Annotated in this window: 16 protein-coding genes, 4 tRNA genes and 1 riboswitch; of the genes, 17 read left to right on the top strand and 3 right to left on the bottom strand. The window is 36.3% G+C overall.

The features are described from left to right. The first annotated feature begins 66 nt into the window (after positions 1 to 66). The 11 genes from RDN22_RS01180 to cydC all read left to right on the top strand — a co-directional run bounded on the left by RDN22_RS01180 (position 67) and on the right by cydC (position 10,545). Positions 67 to 139, top strand: a tRNA-Asn gene (locus RDN22_RS01180). A gap of 10 nt (positions 140 to 149) precedes the next feature. After that, positions 150 to 240 (top strand) — tRNA-Ser (locus RDN22_RS01175). Positions 241 to 363: 123 nt separating this feature from the next. Further along, a complete protein-coding gene (locus RDN22_RS01170) occupies positions 364 to 1,251 on the top strand; it encodes a metal ABC transporter solute-binding protein, Zn/Mn family (protein WP_308555091.1) in 888 nt (295 codons plus the stop codon). A 152-nt stretch (positions 1,252 to 1,403) separates the two neighbouring features. Next, a tRNA-Glu gene (locus RDN22_RS01165) sits at positions 1,404 to 1,475 on the top strand. A gap of 5 nt (positions 1,476 to 1,480) precedes the next feature. After that, positions 1,481 to 1,553, top strand: a tRNA-Val gene (locus RDN22_RS01160). A 68-nt stretch (positions 1,554 to 1,621) separates the two neighbouring features. After that, a riboswitch (SMK box riboswitch) is annotated at positions 1,622 to 1,714 on the top strand. Next, complete coding sequence (gene metK / locus RDN22_RS01155) at positions 1,712 to 2,911, top strand: methionine adenosyltransferase (protein ID WP_308555089.1); 1,200 nt, start codon at positions 1,712 to 1,714, stop codon at positions 2,909 to 2,911. Its footprint overlaps the riboswitch before it by 3 nt. Positions 2,912 to 2,938: 27 nt before the next feature. Further along, positions 2,939 to 4,399, top strand: a complete 1,461-nt coding sequence (locus tag RDN22_RS01150; RefSeq protein WP_308555087.1) for an MDR family MFS transporter — start codon at positions 2,939 to 2,941, stop codon at positions 4,397 to 4,399. Between the two features lie 227 nt (positions 4,400 to 4,626). Then, positions 4,627 to 6,066, top strand: a complete 1,440-nt coding sequence (locus RDN22_RS01145) for a cytochrome ubiquinol oxidase subunit I (RefSeq protein WP_308555085.1) — start codon at positions 4,627 to 4,629, stop codon at positions 6,064 to 6,066. Beyond that, the gene (cydB, locus tag RDN22_RS01140) at positions 6,067 to 7,083 is read left to right on the top strand and encodes a cytochrome d ubiquinol oxidase subunit II (protein WP_308555083.1); all 1,017 of its coding nucleotides are present in this window, start codon (positions 6,067 to 6,069) and stop codon (positions 7,081 to 7,083) included. A 2-nt stretch (positions 7,084 to 7,085) separates the two neighbouring features. Further along, complete coding sequence (gene cydD / locus RDN22_RS01135; protein WP_308555081.1) at positions 7,086 to 8,804, top strand: thiol reductant ABC exporter subunit CydD; 1,719 nt, start codon at positions 7,086 to 7,088, stop codon at positions 8,802 to 8,804. Beyond that, positions 8,794 to 10,545: a thiol reductant ABC exporter subunit CydC gene (cydC, locus tag RDN22_RS01130; protein WP_308555079.1), complete on the top strand. Its 1,752-nt coding sequence runs from the start codon at positions 8,794 to 8,796 to the stop codon at positions 10,543 to 10,545. The genes cydD and cydC overlap by 11 nt, the downstream gene beginning before the upstream one ends. A 4-nt stretch (positions 10,546 to 10,549) precedes the next feature. Here cydC and RDN22_RS01125 read toward each other — a convergent pair whose 3' ends face one another. Continuing rightward, positions 10,550 to 11,530 carry a polyprenyl synthetase family protein gene (locus tag RDN22_RS01125; protein WP_308555077.1) on the bottom strand — a complete coding sequence of 327 codons (981 nt, stop codon included), beginning with the start codon at positions 11,528 to 11,530 and terminating at the stop codon, positions 10,550 to 10,552. A gap of 69 nt (positions 11,531 to 11,599) precedes the next feature. On the opposite strand from RDN22_RS01125, the gene RDN22_RS01120 reads away from it, so the two are divergent. Both RDN22_RS01120 and RDN22_RS01115 read left to right on the top strand, forming a co-directional pair. Continuing rightward, on the top strand, positions 11,600 to 12,499 hold the full coding sequence (locus RDN22_RS01120) for a prenyltransferase (RefSeq protein WP_308555075.1): 900 nt from the start codon (positions 11,600 to 11,602) through the stop codon (positions 12,497 to 12,499). An 18-nt stretch (positions 12,500 to 12,517) separates the two neighbouring features. After that, the gene (locus tag RDN22_RS01115; protein ID WP_308555073.1) at positions 12,518 to 13,729 is read left to right on the top strand and encodes an FAD-dependent oxidoreductase; all 1,212 of its coding nucleotides are present in this window, start codon (positions 12,518 to 12,520) and stop codon (positions 13,727 to 13,729) included. 39 nt (positions 13,730 to 13,768) lie between these two features. On the opposite strand, the gene RDN22_RS01110 is transcribed toward RDN22_RS01115, so the two are convergent. Next, complete coding sequence (locus tag RDN22_RS01110) at positions 13,769 to 14,428, bottom strand: phosphatase PAP2 family protein (RefSeq protein ID WP_308555071.1); 660 nt, start codon at positions 14,426 to 14,428, stop codon at positions 13,769 to 13,771. A 292-nt stretch (positions 14,429 to 14,720) separates the two neighbouring features. On the opposite strand from RDN22_RS01110, the gene leuS reads away from it, so the two are divergent. Both leuS and RDN22_RS01100 read left to right on the top strand, forming a co-directional pair. After that, the gene (leuS, locus tag RDN22_RS01105) at positions 14,721 to 17,135 is read left to right on the top strand and encodes a leucine--tRNA ligase (protein WP_308555069.1); all 2,415 of its coding nucleotides are present in this window, start codon (positions 14,721 to 14,723) and stop codon (positions 17,133 to 17,135) included. Positions 17,136 to 17,228: 93 nt separating this feature from the next. Beyond that, positions 17,229 to 18,878, top strand: coding sequence for a polysaccharide biosynthesis C-terminal domain-containing protein (locus tag RDN22_RS01100; RefSeq protein WP_308555067.1), 1,650 nt, complete (start codon positions 17,229 to 17,231; stop codon positions 18,876 to 18,878). A gap of 64 nt (positions 18,879 to 18,942) precedes the next feature. Here RDN22_RS01100 and RDN22_RS01095 read toward each other — a convergent pair whose 3' ends face one another. Beyond that, on the bottom strand, positions 18,943 to 19,329 hold the full coding sequence (locus RDN22_RS01095) for a hypothetical protein (RefSeq protein ID WP_308555065.1): 387 nt from the start codon (positions 19,327 to 19,329) through the stop codon (positions 18,943 to 18,945). Between the two features lie 214 nt (positions 19,330 to 19,543). Here RDN22_RS01095 and RDN22_RS01090 point away from each other — a divergent pair, with 214 nt between their 5' ends. Next, a complete protein-coding gene (locus tag RDN22_RS01090) occupies positions 19,544 to 20,191 on the top strand; it encodes a TetR/AcrR family transcriptional regulator (RefSeq protein ID WP_308555063.1) in 648 nt (215 codons plus the stop codon). Positions 20,192 to 20,672: 481 nt separating this feature from the next. Beyond that, positions 20,673 to 21,086, top strand: a complete 414-nt coding sequence (locus tag RDN22_RS01085; RefSeq protein ID WP_308555061.1) for a cupin domain-containing protein — start codon at positions 20,673 to 20,675, stop codon at positions 21,084 to 21,086. The last annotated feature ends 98 nt before the right edge of the window (positions 21,087 to 21,184 follow it).

Genomic DNA, 21,184 nt, shown 5'->3' with positions numbered 1-21,184 from the left:
ACGCCGAAAGTAGTTGGTGGGCAACTGCCTGCGAGGAAAGGAAGCTGCCGTGCTCTTTTTTAATATTCCGGCTTAGCTCAGTTGGTAGAGCGCTTGACTGTTAATCAAGATGTCGTCAGTTCGAGTCTGACAGCCGGAGTACTTTGTATGGAGTGTTGTCCGAGTGGCTTAAGGAGCATGATTGGAAATCATGTATACGGGCTTATACCTGTATCGAGGGTTCAAATCCCTCACACTCCGTAAATATAATGAAGAGAACCGTTTTAGATAAATATCTAAGACGGTTTTTGTTTTGTGTCCATATATTATTAAAACTGTTTTCTCATAATCCTTTATAATAGTAGAAAAAGGAGCAATTTAAGCATGAAGCTAAAAAAAGCATTTTTACTGTTCACATTTTTATTAAGTATTGTTATTACTCTAACTGCATGTTCTACAAAAAGAGAATCTAATACTAAAAATCATAAAGTCGATATTGTAACTTCAACTAATATTTATGCAAATATTGCCAAAAATATAGTAGGTAAGCATGGTAAAGTTCAAGCTATCATTACTAATGGGGACACAGATCCACATGATTTTGAGCCTACTACCAATTCTGCTAAAGAAGTTGCCAATGCTAATATCGTAATAGCTAATGGACTAGGATACGATGATTGGATGGCTAAATTGGCTGATTCAAATGATATTCATGTAACTAAGGTTGGCGAACAGCTCATGGGGCTAAAACAAGGCGATAATCCTCACATTTGGTATAACCTTAATATGCCTAAAAAGTATGTAGATTATATTGTGAAACGAGCAAGCCAAATTGATCCTAAGGATGCAGGATACTTCAGAAAAAATGCTAGAAATTACCTAAATAAAATTCAAAATATAAAGCAAATTGCTGCGAAGATTGATGGAGTCAAATCTAAGCCAGTATATGTTAGTGAACCGGTATTTGACTATGCACTTGAACGGTGCCATTTTAAGATCGGCAATCCTGCTTTTGAAGAAGCTGTAGAAAATGAAACAGATCCTAGTGCACAAGTAGTCCATACCATGCAACAATCAATTAAACATAGAAAAATTGCTTTCTTTGTAAATAATGTTCAAGCTTCAAGCAGTACAGTTAATGGTATGGTCAAATTGGCGAACCAGAATCAGATCCCTGTCTTAAAGGTAAGAGAGACTATGCCTAACGGCACAAGCTACTATGAATGGATGAAAGACAATTATCAAAAATTATTTGATATTTTTTCAAAATAACCCTTGCATATTATCAAGTTATCTAGTAATATAATAAACGTTGTGATTGAGATGTCACTCAGATAACTAAGTTTTAAAAAAGTTGAAAAAAAGTTCTTGACTTTTAAGACTGAATTAGTTATTATAATAAAGTACTCTTGATTAAGAGATATGACCCGTTGGTCAAGTGGTTAAGACACGGCCCTTTCACGGCCGTAACATGGGTTCAAATCCCGTACGGGTCACTTATGGAGGATCAGCTCAGCTGGGAGAGCATCTGCCTTACAAGCAGGAGGTCACAGGTTCGAGCCCTGTATCCTCCATCGTTCGGGACTACCGCAGAGGCGGTAGTCTTTTTTTATGCAAAAAGAGCGAACGAAAGTAATAATTTTATCGGTTCAAGTCCTGAGAGGATTCATTAGTTATATCTAGTGAAGATGCCTTGTAACCGAATAGCCAATGTCTATATAGGGGGACTAATATGGAAAGACGTTTGTTTACTTCAGAATCTGTTTCTGAAGGACATCCAGACAAGGTTGCTGATCAAATTTCAGACGCAATTTTGGATGCGATGCTTAAGAAAGATCCTAATTCACACGTAGCTTGTGAAACGATCGTAACTACAGGTATGGTTTTTGTATTTGGTGAAATTTCTACCAATGCATATGTCGACATCCAAGATGTTGTCCGCAAAACCATCTTGAGAATTGGTTATGACCGTCCTGAATTAGGTTTCGATGGCAATAACTGTGCCGTAATGGTTGATATTGATGAACAATCACCAGATATCGCTGGTGGTGTTGACCACTCACTTGAAACTAGAGAGAACAAGTCTGATAAAGACGAGTTAGACCAAATCGGTGCAGGTGACCAAGGTTTAATGTTTGGTTTTGCCATTAAGGAAACACCTGAACTTATGCCATTGCCAATCTCACTTGCTCACCGCTTGATGAGACGAGTAGCCGCACTTAGAAAAGATCATACCTTGGATTGGCTTCGTCCAGATGCTAAGGCTCAAGTTACTGTAGAATATGATGAAAACAACAAGCCACTTCGTGTGGACACTGTAGTTATTTCTACTCAAACTGATGCGGAAGTATCAAATGAAGAAATCCGTCGTGCAATGATCGACTTAGTAATTAAGGAAGTTATTCCAGCTGAATACTTGGATGAAAAGACTAAGTTCTTAATTAATCCATCTGGTCGTTTTGTTATTGGTGGACCAAAGGGTGACTCTGGTTTAACTGGTCGTAAGATTATTGTTGATACTTACGGTGGTTACGCTCGCCACGGTGGCGGTGCCTTCTCAGGTAAGGATCCTACAAAGGTTGACCGTAGTGCTAGTTACGCTGCTCGTTACGTTGCTAAAAATATCGTTGCAGCAGGTCTTGCATATCGCTGTGAAGTACAACTTGCTTACGCCATCGGTGTAGCTCACCCAGTATCAATCATGATCGATACTGCTGGCACAGGTAAAGTTGACGATGAACTTTTAACTGAAGCAGTTCGCAATGTATTTGATCTTCGTCCAGCCGGCATTATTAAGATGCTTGACTTGCGTCGTCCTATCTATGAACAAACTGCCGCATATGGTCACTTTGGCAGAACAGATGTTGATTTACCATGGGAAAAGACCGATAAGACTCAAGATTTGCTTGATTATATTAAAGATCATCAATAATAAATAAAATATGCGAGGAGTAAATAAATGAAAAAAACAAACGTGCCAATAGTCACGCTTGCGATTTTTATGACAACATTTATGACCGCTATTGAAGGAACGATTGTTTCTACTGCAATGCCTACAATAGTTTCTGATCTTGATGGATTAGAAATTATGAACTGGGTTGTATCAATCTTCCTCTTAATGACGGCTGTTTCAACTCCTTTATACGGAAAACTGGCGGACAGCATTGGGCGGAAACCAGTTTTTTTGTTTGGAATTGCGCTATTTGTCATTGGATCGTCATTGTGTGGCTTAGCCCAAAACATGATTGAACTTATCTTTTTTAGAGTAATTCAGGGATTAGGGTCAGGAGCAGTTCAGCCTGTTGCGATTACCATTATCGCTGACCTCTATACTTTACAAAAACGTGCCAAAATGTTGGGGCTCAACTCTGGTTTCTGGGGAGTAGCCTCAGTTATTGCTCCACTTTTAGGTGGTTTTATTGTGCAACATTTGTCTTGGCATTGGGTTTTCTATATCAATGTGCCAATTGGAATTATTGCATTTATATTAGTGCTCATCTATTTAAGAGAGCCTAAACATAAAGCCAGCTCGAAATTAGACTTACAGGGAACAATTTGGTTAGTGTTGCTGCTTTTAGCTGTAATGTTCTTCTTGCAAGACTTAGGAAGCAATATGAATATGCTTGTTATGGCGGCTCTAATCGTTTTGATTGTAGTCTCTACAATCTTATTCTTTAGAGCAGAAAAGCGTGCAGCGGACCCAATAATGCCTCTCTCGATGCTAAAAGATAGGGAGTTCTTTGCTCTAAACATAATTACGTTGCTTATTTCAGGTGTGGTTATCGGATTTGAATTCTATATTCCAACCTGGATGCAAGGAATTAACGGTACAAATGCTTCGCTTGCTGGTTTTGCTGTAACGCCTAGTTCATTAATGTGGATTGTTGGTTCGTTCTTAATTGGCGGGATGTTAGGCCGATGGGGAATCAAAAAGACGTATGATTATATGCTAGCGATTTTGGTAATTGCCGATATTGCCTTAATAGCTGTGCCAATTTATACTCCATTTTGGGTATTTTGCATCATTGCTGCATTTAATGGGGTAGCATTCGGAGCGATTACTACTGCCTCACAAGTTCGCTCTCAGGTATTGGTACCTAAAGAAGACATTGGTGTAGCTACATCATTTAATACCTTAATGAAATATTTAGGTCAAACAATGATGGTGTCAATTTATGGGATAGCATTTAATACAATGATTTCACGTGGCTTGAATAAATATCCTGGTTTAGATCAAGCGATGATGAATAAAATAGTTTCTGCTGAAAAAGCTAAAACATTAGCAGCTGAAGTTGTACCTCAATTAAGAAATGTGCTTATTGGCGGCTTAAAAGCTGTTTATGTGGTTTCTTTGATCGTAATAATTATTTCTATAGGATTAAATCAAATATATAAAGATCGCACAATTAATAACAAATAGAAAGTTGGATTTTCGCATTCTAAATGTGAAGATCCAACTTTTTTTATTATTTAAAAAAAGCCTCCAAAAGCTTAATCTTACGGTAAAATAAGCTTTGATTACTGAAAACGCATTAATGTTATCTCTTGCAAGTGAAGGAGATGGGAAGTACACTAAGGATGAATAAAATAATATTAGTTATTTTACGCAGAGACTTGTAATGTGATTGATAGATGGAGGCGCTAAGAATGAATATTGTTAGTTTAGCGAGATTCCAGTTTGCAATGACAACGATCTTTCACTTTTTCTTTGTACCATTTTCAATAGGTACTGTGTTTGTTGTAGCGATCATGGAATCGATGTATGTTCATACCGGCAAGTCTGAATATAAAAAAATGACAAGGTTTTGGGGAAATGTCTTCCTTTTAAGCTTTGCTGTGGGAGTAGTTACAGGAATTATTCAGGAATTCCAATTCGGAATGAACTGGTCTGATTATTCTAGGTTCATGGGTGATATTTTTGGTGCTCCGCTTGCCTTTGAAGCATTATTATCATTCTTTATTGAATCAACTTTTATCGGATTATGGATGTTTACCTGGGATAAAGTAAAGAAGGGTTTGCACCTATTCTTTATTTGGATGATTGTATTTGGGACTATCACATCTGCTGTTTGGATTTTGACAGCCAACTCATTTATGCAACACCCAACAGGATTTGCTATTAGAAATGGCCGCGCCGAAATGGTTAACTTTGGTGCTCTTTTAGCTAATAAGCAATTAATGTTTGAATTCGGCCACGTAATTATGGGTGCACTTCTTACTGGTGCAACAATTATTACTGGGTTAGCCGCTTTTCAACTTTTAAAGAAGAGAACATTATCTGATATTAACAAGAGTATCTACCACAAGACAATTCGCCTAGGATTGACATTAATGTTGATCTTCTCTCTAGGTTCAATTGGCATGGGGGACCTTCAAATGCAGTACTTGGTTCACGAACAACCAATGAAATTTGCTGCAACAGAAGCCTTGTATAAGACTACTGGTGAAAAAGCTCCATGGACAGTCGTAATTGGATATGCTGATCCTAAGACCCATGAAATTAAAGGCAAAATTGATATTCCAGATATGTTGAGTATTCTTTCATACCACAAGACTACTGGTTCTGTTAAAGGTATGGAAGAAGTCAACAAAGAGATGGAAAAGAAATATGGTACTCATATTGCTGGCGAGAAGATGAATTACTATGTTCCAGTTAATACTTTATTCTGGAGCTTCCGCTTTATGGCTGGCTTTGGTGCATTAATGGCACTTGTCTCAGTTGTAGGTTTAATTATGACTCGCAAGAAGAAAGTATCACTTTATAATCACCGTTGGTGCTTATGGGTAATAGCCTTAATGACATTTACACCATTTATTGCTAATACTGGTGGTTGGTTAATTACTGAACTTGGTCGTGCACCATGGACTGTTTATGGTTTATTTACCATCGCTCAAAGTGTTTCACCAAACGTTTCAGTAGCTTCACTTCTTACATCAAATATCGTTTACTTCTGCTTATTTACAGGTTTAGCTATTATCTTAATTGGCTTGATTGTCCGCTTCTTACACAATGATCCGGAAGAATTAGCTATGAAGACGCAAGCTAGCGATAAAGAAACAGATCCATTTGCAAAGGGGGCCTTCTAAATGTCATTCTTGCAAATACTTTGGTTTATCTTAATTGGCGTTTTGTTTAGCGGCTTCTTCTTTCTTGATGGTTTTGACTACGGAGTTGGAATGGCAGTTAAAACTTTAGGCCATAATGAAAAGGAAAGAAGTCAAATTATTGCCACTATTGGTCCCGTTTGGGATGGTAATGAAGTTTGGTTAATTACTGCAGGTGGTGCAATGTTTGCATCATTCCCATATTGGTATGCTTCATTATTTTCCGGCTATTACTTAATTTTATTATTAATTTTGGTTGGTTTAATTATCCGTGGCGTATCATTTGAATTCCGTGCTCAAAGTCCTGAGCCACGTAAACCATTTTGGGATAACGCAATGGCACTTGGTAGTTTTATTGCTCCATTCTTTTTAGGCATCATGTTTATTTCCATGATTAAAGGGATGCCAATTGATGCTAAAGGAAATATGACAGCACATTTCTTTGATTACTTCAATTGGTTCTCAATTGTAGGTGGCATTGCCTTAACTTTGCTTACTTATTTACATGGCTTGAACTATATTGCTTTAAAAACTAAGGGCGTTATTAGTACTCGTGCTCAAAACTATTCCAAAGCATTTTACTGGGTCCTTTATGTTGGTGAAGTTATTTTCGCTTTGCTTTTATTATTCCAAACTGATTTCTTGAAAGTACACCCAGTTGCAACTTTAGTTTTATTGGCTTTAATTGTCGCCTTTTCAGTTGCAGGACATGTAGCAACATTTGCTAACAGAGAAGGTTGGGCATTCACTTTTAGTGGCTTAACTTTGGTTTCATTAGTTGCTTTGATCTTTTGTGGATTATTCCCAAGAGTAATGATTTCATCTATTAGTAGTAAATATGATTTGATGATTCAAACTGCATCATCATCTAATTACACACTAATTGTTATGACTGTTGCTACTGTGATTTTAGTTCCATGCATTTTGGCATACACTATTTGGTCATACTGGATTTTCCGTAAAAGAATTGAAATGCCTGCAATAGGAGAAGGATATTAATAATGATTGATCGACACCTTTTTAAACTTGATGGTGCTGGTGCAATTGTAAGAAAGCTTGCAGTGCTTGAAGTTCTGCAGGCTTTTTTAATTATTGGGCAGGCTCTGTCATTAAGTTTAGTTTTAACGATTTTATGGCAAGGAAAAAGGCTGAATATTCCATATTTATTATTATTTGCTTTGTGTTTTACAGGTAGACAGTTAATTGATTGGATTAAAGATAAAATTCTAGATCAATATTCAAATACCGAATCGGAAAAATTACGGCAGAAATTATTAAATAAAGTTTTCAATGAAGGTCAAACAATTATTCAAAAACAAGGTACTGGTAGTTTGATTACGATGGCCTTGGATGGAATTGATGAAGTTAGAAATTATATTAAGTTAATTTACAACAAAGTATTAACAATGATGATCGTACCAATATTACTGTTTATCGCAATGCTTTTTGTAAATTGGCAATGTGCTTTAATTTTGCTCATCATGTATCCATTAATTGTTTTATTCATGATTATTTTGGGTCATGCGGCTCAAGATAAGGCGATTAAACAGTTCGGTAATTTTGAAAAATTATCTAATAACTTTATTGATTCTTTGCGTGGAATTGATACTTTAAAATATTTAGGTTTAAGCAAACGCTATTCAACTAGTATCTTTCATTTAAGTGAAGATTTCCGTCGTAAAACAATGGCAGTTTTGCGAGTAGCAATGCTCTCAACTTTTGCCCTTGATTTCTTCACGACATTATCAATTGCTGTCATTGCTGTTTATTTAGGCTTTAACTTGTTAAGTGGCAAAATAATGCTTTTCTCTGCCTTAGCTATTTTGATTTTAGCGCCAGAGTATTTCTTACCAATTCGTAATTTTGCTGGTGACTTCCACGCAACGCTAAATGGTAATAATGCTTTTAAGCGAATTAATCAGTTAATAGCGATGCCTAAAGAGCCAGTAGAAGACGTTAAGCTTACTTCTTGGAGCGCTGACGATGAACTTGATGTACAAGATTTAAAATTCAAATACAACAAGGGTACAACGATTGGACCATTATCTTTAAAAATTAAAGGCTATGAAAAAGTAGGGATTATTGGTACTAGTGGTTCAGGAAAATCAACACTGATCAATTTATTAAGTGGATTCTTAATTCCAGAAGAAGCAAAAATAAAGATTCAAAATCAGACTGCTAAGACTTTAAATATTGCGGACTGGCATAAGCAATTAACTTATATTCCGCAAAATCCATATGTCTTTACAGCAAGTTTGAGAAAAAATATTGCTTTTTATAAACCTCAAGCAAGTGATGAAGAAATAAAACAAGCAATTCATGTTGTAGGACTGGATGATTTACTAAATGAGTTGCCACAAGGATTGGATACAGTAATTGGGCAAGGTAAAAGAGTACTTTCAGGTGGTCAAGCACAAAGAATTGCTTTAGCTCGTGCGTTTCTTGATCAAAAGCGTAAAGTAATGATTTTTGATGAACCGACAGCGCACCTAGATATTGAAACAGAAATCGATTTAAAGCATAAAATGTTGCCATTAATGAAGAATCATCTAGTTATCTTTGCAACTCACAGACTGCACTGGATGAAAGAGATGGATTACATATTAGTAATGGATCATGGAAAGCTAGTTGAACAAGGAACATTTGATGAATTAAAAAATAAGAATGGCTACTTTGTAAAACTGATGCAAGAGATAAGAGGCGATCAAAATGATCAATAAAATACCAATTATTAAATCACTAAAACATGATCGCTGGGTAAAACCATTTTTGCACCATTACAAAAAGACATTAATTTTAGCGATATTTTTAGGAATATTAACCTTCGTGTGTGGAGCCGGATTAATGTTCTGTGCAGGATTTTTAATTAGTAAATCCGCAACACATCCTGAGAACATTTTGCTAGTTTATGTGCCAATAGTTTTAACTAGAGCATTCGGAATCGCTCGACCAGCTATTCAATATTTTGAAAGAATCGTTAGTCATAACTGGGTTCTGAGAATGACATCTAAGTTTAGACAAAAGATGTATGATGCACTAGAAACCGATGCCACTATATTTAATAGCAAATATCAATTAGGGGATGTCCTAGGACTGCTTTCAGATGATATTAGCCATATTCAAAATTTATATTTGCGTTCAATCTTTCCAATGTTTGTGGCATGGGGGCTTTACGCAATTATAGTGATTGGTTTAGGAATCCTGTCTCCTTTAATGGGGCTTTGGATGCTGATCACATTTGGATTAATGATCTTTGCAATTCCTATTTGGTCAATTTTGGTTAATGGTGCTAGACAGGATTATGAAAAAGAAGCTCAAGATAATTTATATGTTGATTTAACAGATAATGTCTTGGGTGTTAGCGATTGGATTTTATCTGGAAGAAACAAAGAATATTTGCAGCTGCACGTAAACAGTCAGGATAAGTTAATCTCAGTTAATCAAAAGATGAAGAGCTTTGAGCGACTCCGTAACTTTTTGATGCAAATGGTCTTTTTGTTAATCGTAATCAGTTTGATTATTTGGGCTGGTGCAAAATTCGGTGGTCATGCTAGTCCTTTAACTAATTGGATTGCAGCCTTTGTTTTAGCAGTTTTCCCATTAAATGAAGCATTAGCTGGTTTACCAACTGCGGCTCAAGAAACCAATGTGTATCAAAAGTCTTTGGTTCGTTTGAATAATTTGCCTGATCCAAACCAAAAGGTGCAAAAAGAAGCTCCGACAATTTCTGCTCCATATGATTTATCAGTTAAAAATGTTCACTATACTTATCCGCAAACAACAAAAGAAATTTTGCGTGGGATTAGTTTAAATATTCACGCTGGTGAAAAAGTTGCGATTTTAGGTAAAAGTGGTGCAGGTAAGAGTACATTAGCAGCTTTGCTTCGCGGAGACCGTAAGCCAACTGCCGGTAAGATTACTTTGAACAATATCGACGTTAGTGAATTTGGTGATCAAATGTCTAAATACTTTAGCGTGATTAACCAAACACCATATTTGTTTAACACGACAATCGCTAATAATTTACGTCTAGGTAATGAAGAAGCAACTGATGAGCAGTTGTGGGATGTATTGGACAGAGTAGGGCTTAAGCAGACAATTGAAGCTTTACCTGAAAAAATGGATACTCAGGTTGAAGAAGCTGGATTACGTTTCTCAGGCGGTGAACGACACCGTTTAGCATTAGCCAGAGTCCTTTTGAAAAATGCACCGATTGTTCTTTTAGATGAGCCTACAGTGGGTCTGGATCCAATTACTGAACAAGCGGTAATCAATACATTTATTAAACAGCTTGATGGTAAAACGTTAATTTGGATTACTCATCATTTGCAAGGCATTGAAAAGATGAATCAGGTAATCTTTATCGAAGATGGCCAGATTGAAATGGAAGGTACTCCTAAACAATTATGGCAAACTAATGCCCGTTATCGTGAATTAAAAAAAGCCGATCAAGGACTTTGATCGACTAAAAACTGCGAGTTAATAATTTAGTTGGCAATTTTTTAAGTAAACTAATTGCAGGATTAGATTCAAAAGTAGAAAGACAGTCAATAGCCTTTTGAGCATATTGATGAGCTAAGCTGCGGCTGTCATCAATAATAGTGCTATTCAAAATGATTTTTTGAACTTCTTGCATATCAGTTAAACTCATTTGACGTTTCTTTTTTAGGAGTGGAAGCAATTCGCTTTTTAGATTTGATTTTTGCAAGGCTAATAAAAGTGGTAGTGAATATACACCAGTTGCTAGATCTTCTAAAGTTGGCTTGTTTAACTTTTTACCGCCGCTGTAGTCGAGAATATCGTCAACGATTTGAAAAGCGATTCCTAAATTTTCACCAAAGTTGGCTAAAGCATTGCATTGAGCAGTGCTTCCGCCGGCAAAATGGCATCCTTCTTCTGCAGCTAACCGAAAAAGTGCAGCGGTTTTTCCTTTAACGTCATTTAAGTAGTCGTCAAAGGTTTGATCTAGATTGAAACGTTCGGCCATCTGACCTAATTCACCATTTAAGATTTTTCGCATTGTTTGGGCATTGCGAACAAGATATTCATGTTCGTTTGTTGCATCAAGCATTAAGTCAAAGAAAACTGTGAATAATAAATCTCCACTGTAAACAGCAACATCTTTGCCAAAGGCGGCTTGAACACTTACGTTGCCACGGCGCTTGTCAGAATCATCGATGATGTCATCGTGAATTAAAGTTGCCATGTGCAAGATTTCAATTGAAGAGGCAAGCTTGATAGTTTTTTCATTGCTCTTGCCAACTGCATGTGCTGACAATAAAAGAAGGCTAGGACGTAAGTATTTTCCGCCATTATCAGCCATTTGCAAGAGAGCATCTTGCAAGGAAGAATAAGGCGTTTTAATCGAATCTTGAATAAGTTGATTAACTTTTTCAAGTTCTTTGGAGATTAAAGGATATTTTTTCCATGGTTTAGAATCGTTCATAGTGAGTTTCCTTAGTTAAAATAAAACTATAATTAATAGTGAGTAAACCAAATTGAGAGGAAATAGATTGTGTCTATAAGTACATTTTTAGAGCTGGTAGAAATTAAGGCCAAGCCAGCAAGTGTAATGCCTTTTGCATTAGGGCTATGCTTTAGTGCATATTATTATCATTCATTAAATTGGCCTGTATCGATAGTGTTCTTCATATCTATGTTCATATTTAATATGACGGTAGATATGCTAGACAATTATAACGATTACTATCACGCAGATAGTAAAAGCTACCAACAGAAAACAAATATTATTGGTCGAGAAAATATTCGACCAACTTTAGTAAGAAATTTGATAATTATCTTTACTGTGATTTCCGCAGCACTGGGAATCTGGCTAGCTAATCAAACTGGTCTTCCTGTTTTGTGGATGGGGATGTTCTGCTTTTTCATAGGATTTAGCTATTCATCAGGTCCGCATCCAATATCTAGTCTGCCTTTAGGCGAATTAGCTTCAGGTTTTACCATGGGCTTTATGATCACCTTTATCAGTGTATATATAAATGCCTATCAAAAATTCGCTTGGAGTTGGATTAGCGTTGGACAAGTTTTTTTATTAACTTTAGCTAATGAATTATGGATTTCCAATTTAATGCTGGCAAATAATATATGCGATGCACAAGAAGATGAAGATAATCATCGTAAAACTATCGTTCATTTTATAGGCAAAAAAGCGGCGCTAATCGCCTATAGCATAAAGAATGTTTTAGCCTTTTTGATCATCATAATTTTGCCGTTTTTGAAATTAGCACCAACTACAATTTGGCTAACAATTTTAATTGTACCGTTCGTTTATAAGCAAAACAAATTGTTATTAAGAAAACAAGTGAAGACAGAGACATTCATCTGTGCCGTTAAAACTTTACTAGTTGGATCGTTATTTTATTCAGTTACTTATTTAATCGGTGTGCTTTTATAGCTAGAAATAGAGGATATCATGAAAACAATCGTTGTCTTAGGTGCAGGCTATGCAGGTTTAAAAACCGTTGTTGCTTTGCAAAAGAAAATGCGTAATGAAGTAAAAATTATTTTAATCGATCAAAATTCATATCACTATGAAACAATGAGATTGTATGAAGTAGCTTCAGGCAGTTACCCATATACAAGCATGTCATATGAAATCGATGATGTCTTGGATAAGAGCATGAGTAAGCTCATCATCGATAAGGTTGAAAGAATTGATATTGAAAATAAAAAGGTTGAACTAAAGAACCATGAGCCAATTGCTTATGATTATTGTGTAGTTGGTTTGGGCTTTACATTAAGAAGTATGGGCATTGAAGGCGTTGAAGAAAATGCTTTGCCAATGGGAAATGTAAAGCAAGCTGAAGCAATTCGTGACCACCTTGAAAATGAAATGAAGGCCTACGCAAAAGATAAGGATCCAATTCATTTATCAATTGTAATTTGTGGTGGAGGCTTCCAAGCAACTGAATTGGCTGGTGCTTTATCTGAAGCACGTCCACGTTTAGCTAAAATTGCAGGAGTTGATCCAAAAGAAATTACTATTAAGATGATTGAAGGCTCTGAACGTCTTCTCCCAATGTTTGATGGCAAGGTATTAAAGTATGCATTAAAACTGCTTAAAAAGCATGATATTGAAGTTTTGCACCCAGCTTATGTTCAAAAAGTTACAGATCATTCAGTTTTATATAAGACAAAAGATTCAGACGATAGAAAAGAAATTGCAGCTGGTACTAGACTTTGGATGATGGGTATCAGTGGCAGTCAAGTAATAGAAAATTCAGGCTTTAAGAACCGCCGCGGGCGTGTAATGGTTACAGATCACTTAACTGCTCCTGAAAATGATGATGTTTACATTTTAGGGGATACATCACAGGTTATGAATCCTGCTAAAGGTTGGCCATGGCCTAATACAGCTCAAATGGCATTATCAATGGCCAACTACGCTGTAGATAACATTAGAAGCCGTATTAACCGTCAAGCTCGTCCTTCTAAGTACGTTTACCATGACTTAGGTGAAGTTCTAACAGTTGGTGAAAGTAAAGCCGCAGGTAACGCATTAGGGCATGGCTATAGAGGATATTTAGCTTCTGCTCTTAAGAAGATCATTATCGATAAGTCATTAATGGAAACTGGTGGCATTAAAGAAACATTGGCAACTGGCCGCTTTGATTTATATCACTAAAAATAAAAAAAAGCTGATTCCAAACGGAATCAGCCTTTTTTATGATCGATTATTATTAACTCTTGGTTCAATGTAGAAATGATATAAGAAAGAATAGCCCAGTAATACAAAGGTGGTTCCTTCAATCCAACCGCCGAATACGTCGGAAGGATAATGAACATGAACGAAGATTCTAGTGTAACCAATTAAGATTGGGAATAATGCCCAAATAATAATTAGTAAAGTTTTCCAGAATTTACTTTTGACTAATAAAATAGTCAAAATAATCAAAACTCCGAATAATGCGGCACTACCAACTGAGTGTCCGGAGGGAAAACTGTAGCCATCAGCATAAACAAGGTGATGAACAGTAGGACGATGTCTTGCAACAGCGTGCTTGATAATCCAATTATAACCGTTAGCACAGATCATTACTCCCGCCGTGAAAAACGCGTAGGCATATTGTTTAAAGACGATTAGAATAATGAATAAAATAATTGTTTCAATCGTAATTACACTAGTATTGCCTAAATTGGTAAAAGTTTTGGCAAAAGCCACGTTAGCCGGATTTGTGTTGCAAACCACACTAACCACTGCATTGTCAAAACTATGGATAAATTGTGAGCCAGATGAAACTAAAATTGCCCACGCAGCATAGATGACCACAAAAATGGCACCTGGAATTAAGGTGTCCTTTGGTGGATTTTCTGTATTAATCAAAAAAATACTCTCCTCTTGTAATTTTTAGCATTTGTGGTAAATTATAATCATTATCTATAAGAAAATAAAGGTCAGGAAGTAGTAACAACGATGTTTTTTCAGAGAGAGGCTGGTAGCTGCGAAGCCTTAAAATGGAATTGTGAACTTAGCCTGGTATAAGAACCTATCGTTGCCATCCGCGTTAAGGAGCATAATTAAGTGTCACATTTTTGTGGAACTTAGGTGGTACCGCGATTGTTTCGTCCTATGATTTATTTCATAGGGCGTTTTATTTTGCAAAGGAGAAATAAATTTGTATAACCATAAAGTTGTTGAAAAGAAATGGCAAGACTATTGGGCAAAGCATGATACCTTCAAGACAGGTACAGATCCCAATAAGAAGAATTACTATGCATTAGACATGTTCCCATTCCCATCTGGCAAGGGCCTTCACGTAGGTCACCCAGAAGGATACACTGCAACTGATATTGTATCTAGAATGAAGCGTGCACAAGGCTACAATGTACTTCACCCAATGGGTTGGGATGCATTTGGTTTGCCAACTGAACAATACGCTTTAAAGACTGGTGAAGATCCAGCAGTTGTTACTAAGAACAACATTGCTAACTTCAAGCGTCAATTGAACAAGTTAGGCTTTTCATATGATTGGGACCGTGAAATTACTACTTCAGACCCTAACTACTACAAGTGGACTCAATGGGTCTTTGAACAAATGTACAAAAAGGGCTTAGCATATGAAGCTGAAGTTCCAGTTAACTGGTCACCAGATTTAGGTACTGTTGTTGCTAACGAAGAAATCGTTGATGGTAAGACTGAACGTGGTGGCTATCCAGTATACCGTCGTAACATGAAGCAATGGATGCTTAAGATGACCGCTTATGCAGATCGTCTTTTGGAAGACCTTGATGGCTTGGATTGGCCAGAACCAGTTAAGGAAATGCAAAGAAACTGGATCGGTCGTTCAGTTGGTGCTCAAGTAACCTTCAAGATTAAGGACAGCGACAAGACTTTTGATATCTTTACTACTCGTCCTGATACTTTATTTGGTTGCTCATACACTGTTTTGGCACCTGAAAGCAAGCTTGTTCAAGAAATTACTACTGATGCACATCGCGATGAAGTTAATGCTTACATCAAGAAGATTGAATCTAAGTCAGACCTTGAAAGAACTGATTTGAACAAGGATAAGACTGGTGTCTTCACTGGTGCTTATGCAATCAACCCAGTTAACGGTAAGGAAGTTCCAATCTGGATTTCAGACTACGTTTTGGCAAGTTACGGTACTGGTGCAGTAATGGCTGTTCCAGCTCACGATGATCGTGACTATGCTTTTGCTACTAAATTTGGTTTACCAATTAACCCAGTACTTGAAGGTGGCGACATTACTAAGGCTGCCTTTACTGAAGATGGTCCACACATTAATTCTGAATTCTTAAACGGCTTGAATATTAAAGACGCTAAGAAGAAGATGGTTGACTGGCTTGAAGAACACAACTGCGGTAAGAAGAAGGTTAACTACAAGCTTCGTGACTGGGACTTCTCTCGTCAACGTTATTGGGGTGAACCAATTCCAGTTATTCACTGGGAAGATGGCGAAACTACTCTTGTTCCTGAAGATCAATTGCCACTTCGTTTGCCACACGCAACTGACATTAAGCCATCAGGTACTCCAGAAAGTCCATTGGCTAACCTTACTGATTGGGTAAACGTAGTTGATAAAAATGGTCGAAAAGGTAAGCGTGAAACCAACACCATGCCTAACTGGGCAGGTTCAAGTTGGTACTACCTTCGTTATGTTGATCCACACAATGATAAAGAATTAGCTGATTACGACTTGCTTAAAAAGTGGCTTCCAGTTGATCTTTACATCGGTGGTGCAGAACACGCCGTTCGTCACCTTCTTTATGCAAGATTCTGGCACAAGGTTCTTTACGATCTTGGTGTTGTTCCAACTAAGGAACCATTCCAACGTTTGTACAACCAAGGTTTGATTTTGAAGAACCACGAAAAGATGTCTAAGTCTAAGGGTAACGTTGTTAACCCAGATGACGTAATTGATGAATATGGTGCAGACTCACTTAGAATGTACGAAATGTTCATGGGACCTCTTGATGCTTCAATTGACTGGGATGACAATGGTCCAGCTTCAACTAAGAAGTTCTTAGACCGTGTATGGCGTTTATTCGTTAACGACCTTGACCTCAAGGCAATCCCGCAAGAAAGAATCGTTAATAAGAACGATGGTGAACTCGACAAGGTTTATGCTGAAACTGTCAAGAAGGTAACTGAAGACTTTGATGCACTTCACTTTAACACTGCTATTTCTCAAATGATGGTCTTTGTTAACGCTGCACAAAAGGCTAAGACTATTCCACGGGAATACGCAGAAGGTTTCGTTAAGCTTTTGGCACCAGTTGCTCCACACATGATGGAAGAAATTTGGCAAGTATTTGGTCATGATGAATCAATTACTTACGCTAAATGGCCAACTTACGATCCTGCTAAATTAGTTGAATCAACTGTAGAAATTATGGTTCAAGTAAACGGTAAGCTTCGTGGTAAGTTCCAAGCAGCTAAGGATGCCGATAGAGATGACGTTCAAAAGCAAGCTATGGCACTTCCACACGTACAAAAATTCTTGGAAGGCAAGGACGTTAAGAAAGTTATCGTCGTACCAAATAAGATTGTTAACATCGTAGCTAAATAAGTTAAGTTTTTCCTAAAAGAACGATAAGTTTTATACTTATTATTTGAATTGCGTGACAATTAATTAGTTAATACTTTTTATTAGGAAAAATTCATGGAAGAAGAAAATAACTTAAATAGCAAAGATACACAAAATACTTTTCTAAAAGGCTCCGCATGGATGACCTTTGGTTCGATTGCTTCAAGAATTCTAGGTGCGCTCTATATCATTCCATGGTATGCATGGATGGGGCAGTACGGTAATATTGCCAATGCCTTAACGGCTCGAAGCTATAATATCTATACCATTTTTATCCTGATTTCGACTGCGGGAATTCCCGGTGCGATTGCCAAGCAGGTAGCTAAGTACAATGCTTTAAATGAATATGGCATTGGGCGCAAGCTATTTCATAAGGGATTAATCTTGATGGCGATTTTGGGTGTGGTATCAGCCGCGATTATGTATTTTGCCTCGCCGCTTTTAGCATCAAATGGTAGTCAAAGTGACCCGAGGCAGGTTGCGGTTATGCGCAGCTTATCTTATGCCATTTTGATTATTCCGATTTTGAGTATCATGCGTGGATATTTCCAAGGTTACGCTGATATGATGCCAAGTGCCATGTCGCAATTTGTGGAGCAGTTTGCTCGTGTAGTATGGATGCTTTTGACAGCATTTGTAATTATGCAAGTGCAACATGGTTCATATGTGCACGCAGTTATCCAATCTAACTTGGCTGCTGCAGTTGGTGCCGCATTTGGTATTGGATTACTTATCTGGTTCCTGTTTTCTAGAAGAAAACAGCTAGATAGTTTAGTTGCTAATTCTAATAACCGCTTGCGAGTTTCAACAACGCAATTATTTGCGGAAATTATTGAACAAGCTATCCCATTATTTATCATCATTGATTCTGGAATTACTTTATTCTCATTAGTTGACCAATATACTTTCCACCCAATGATTGCTAGCTTGGTTCATGCAAGTTCAGATACGATTGAAGACTGGTATGCTTTGTTTGGCTTAAATGCCAATAAGTTGATCATGATTATCGTTTCTTTGGCCAGTGCAATGGCGGTAACTGCTATTCCACTTTTATCTGCAGCACATACTAGAGGCGACTATAGAAGTATTTCTAAACAGATTGCTAATACGATGGATTTATTCCTGTTCGTCATGATCCCAGCTGCATTTGGTATGGCAGCCATTAGTAAGCCAATCTATACTGTCTTTTATGGTCCAGATCCACTTGGTAGCGATGTGCTATATTTATCTGCGTTTACTGCGATTAGTTTGGGCTTGTTCACAGTATTAATGGCGATTCTGCAAGGCTTGTCAGAAAATGGCTTAGCAATTAAATACTTAGTTTTAGGCCTGATTTTAAAAGGAATCTTACAATTTCCAATGATCTTTTTGTTCAAGATCTATGGATCTTTAGTTGCTACTAATCTTGGTTTATTGTTAATTGTGCTTTTATCACTTAAACATTTGGAAGTACAATACGATTTCAACTTAAATAGAACTAGTCGTAGATTAGTTGGGATCACCGCTTTCTCAATCGGGATGTTCATAGTCGTTAAATTGGTAGAAATGGGGTTAGGCAAGTTCCTAAATCCAGATCATCGAATTTCGGCTTTGATTTTGGTGATTTTATCTGTTGGTGTCGGCATTATCTTTTATGGTTTTGCGGCACTTAAGACTGATTTAGCCCAGAAGATTATGGGTAGTCGAATTGAAAATATTTTGGTTAAATTTCACATCCATGGCTAAAAATAATTAGTAAAAAATAAAACATCTCATAACTGTAGTGGTTATGAGATGTTTTTTAGTTGCTTTAATTAAAGTTCATCTTATTAGCTTCATCGATTTTGTTTAAGAAAGTTGGAACATCAATAATATTACTGTTGTAAGACAAATTAATTAAGTTAACGAGGTTCTTTCTAAGGAAATAATCGTCAACATCATATTTAGTTATAGCTAAATAGCGATAACTAATATAGACTAATTCGTTGAAAATTGACTCACGCAATTGGGGATGCATAACGAAATCAGTTAACAAATCTTTTCCTGAACCTTTAACGAAATGAATAAATTCACAATTAATATGTCTAATTGGATGGAAGGGGTAGTAAATATTTTGATCTAGCAATTGATGTTCAAACTGTTTTAATAATTGCTTGTCTTTTACATCTATTGAGTAACTATTATTTAAGTTAAACATGTATATCACCTTATTTGCTTACTTTATACATAAATTATAAAAAGTGAATATAGTTAAAACAATGAATGTATATAAAGGTTGAAAAAGTGAAAAAATTTGATATAAAAGTAAAATATTCTTTTACTTTTGTTATAATAGTTTTAATACATTGGGATGAGAGAAATTGAATAGTGTTTAAAAGAGTTGTTTGGTGAGAATAGAATGGGGGAACGAATTGGCAGATATTAGAGTTCAAAATACCAAGAACAATCTGACCGCTGCACTTTTAACTTGTATAGAACATAAAAGTATCCATGAATTAAAAGTTAAGGATATTATTCAAACAGCTGGTGTAAGTACTAGAACTTTTTATCAGTATTATTCAGATGTAAGTTGTTTAGTTAAAGACACTGAAGATAGTTTTATTGAAGATTACTTGAAGAGTGTAGAAAAAGATCGTAAATTGTTAGCTGACATTGATTTAAATATACCTTTTCAAGAACAGTTAGAAACTATTTTAAATTCCACAAAAAATACAATTGAATTTTGCTTTGAACGCAAGAGAGAAATTCAATTATTATTGTCTGATAATGGCGATATTCGTTTCTATAACTTAATCTTTAAAACCGGTTGTGATGAATTCTTAAAGCGGATGAGTCAAGTAGCGGACGTACGTAACTTAAAGATGACTGAAAAAGAACGAATTACGATGATGATTAATGTCCAAGTATTTGTTCATAGCATGATCGGTGTAGTAAGAGTACTACTTGATAATAGTGACCGCCTTTCTCCTTATGATGTTCGTCAGAATATTTTGGGCTTTTTGCGTGAAGCTCCAATATCTAAAATGAATATTAAGGAAATTAGCAACGGAAATGATTAATAGAAAAGAAAAAAGTCGGTAAATCTAAAATAAGATTTACCGGCTTTTTCTGGTCATGTAGAAAATAATAGGAAGTATATTTATTACACGTTAATCTTCAGGTGTGATTGCTGTTAAAACAAAAACGCCAATTAATTCAAGAGCTAAAAAAGTAATTCCAATAGTGGCTGTCATAATAAGCCATCTCCTTATCTGGGAATAGACATTAGAATGTTTATTCCAATTCATATATATCCTTTACATCCATTACTTTAACATAGAATTTATAATAATTAAAGCGCTTTCATAAAAAGAATGAGAAAAAAGCCGATTTACATAAAATCGACTTTAGTGCCCCTGCCAAGGACTTTAATTATAACATTGTCATAAGCAAAAGTTATAGCTGGCTAGTAATAATAAATATTTTCCAAATAGTAACTGTGAGAATAGAATATTAATTGAAATAAATGATAAGTAATAAATAAAAAAGAAGGATAATAATATGGCTAAGAACGAAGAAGAAGTAAAAAACAGTCCATTTGGTTTTGGTAAGCCAAACGAAGCTTATGCAAAATACTTTACTGGCGAAAGTTACTTAAACCCACTTGCAAACAAAGCTAACTGCAGTATTTCAAATGTTACTTTTGAACCAGGTTGTATTAACCACTGGCATGAACATACAGTTCCACAAACTTTAGTTTGTGTTGCTGGTGAAGGCTGGGTACAAGAAGAAGGTAAGCCAGCTCACAAGATGACCCCAGGTGACGTTTATGTTGTTGCACCAAACACTAGACACTGGCATGGTGCAGCTAAGGATTCATGGTTTGCACACCTTTCAATCATGGCTGATACAGATAAAGCTAAATCAACTTGGTATGAACCAGTAGATGAAGACTATTACAACAACTTGAAATAAAGACTAAAAGTTAGAATTAAGGAATAGATTTTGGATCTATTCCTTATTTTTTTGACAAAATTGAACTGTATCGATTAAACTATGCTCAATATAATTAA

The sequence above is a fragment of the uncultured Lactobacillus sp. genome, from assembly GCF_902491705.1.
In the GTDB taxonomy this organism is placed as follows: Bacteria; Bacillota; Bacilli; order Lactobacillales; family Lactobacillaceae; genus Lactobacillus.
This window is presented reverse-complemented; position numbering and strand designations above follow the sequence as displayed.

What these genes read in the sequence shown, in the direction of transcription:
- RDN22_RS01170 (WP_308555091.1), top strand. Translation starts at nt 364, where the DNA reads ATGAAGCTAAAAAAAGCATTTTTACTGTTCACATTTTTATTAAGTATT.
- metK (WP_308555089.1), top strand. Translation starts at nt 1,712, where the DNA reads ATGGAAAGACGTTTGTTTACTTCAGAATCTGTTTCTGAAGGACATCCA.
- RDN22_RS01150 (WP_308555087.1), top strand. Translation starts at nt 2,939, where the DNA reads ATGAAAAAAACAAACGTGCCAATAGTCACGCTTGCGATTTTTATGACA.
- RDN22_RS01145 (WP_308555085.1), top strand. Translation starts at nt 4,627, where the DNA reads ATGAATATTGTTAGTTTAGCGAGATTCCAGTTTGCAATGACAACGATC.
- cydB (WP_308555083.1), top strand. Translation starts at nt 6,067, where the DNA reads ATGTCATTCTTGCAAATACTTTGGTTTATCTTAATTGGCGTTTTGTTT.
- cydD (WP_308555081.1), top strand. Translation starts at nt 7,086, where the DNA reads ATGATTGATCGACACCTTTTTAAACTTGATGGTGCTGGTGCAATTGTA.
- cydC (WP_308555079.1), top strand. Translation starts at nt 8,794, where the DNA reads ATGATCAATAAAATACCAATTATTAAATCACTAAAACATGATCGCTGG.
- RDN22_RS01125 (WP_308555077.1), bottom strand. Translation starts at nt 11,530, where the DNA reads ATGAACGATTCTAAACCATGGAAAAAATATCCTTTAATCTCCAAAGAA.
- RDN22_RS01115 (WP_308555073.1), top strand. Translation starts at nt 12,518, where the DNA reads ATGAAAACAATCGTTGTCTTAGGTGCAGGCTATGCAGGTTTAAAAACC.
- RDN22_RS01100 (WP_308555067.1), top strand. Translation starts at nt 17,229, where the DNA reads ATGGAAGAAGAAAATAACTTAAATAGCAAAGATACACAAAATACTTTT.
- RDN22_RS01095 (WP_308555065.1), bottom strand. Translation starts at nt 19,329, where the DNA reads ATGTTTAACTTAAATAATAGTTACTCAATAGATGTAAAAGACAAGCAA.
- RDN22_RS01085 (WP_308555061.1), top strand. Translation starts at nt 20,673, where the DNA reads ATGGCTAAGAACGAAGAAGAAGTAAAAAACAGTCCATTTGGTTTTGGT.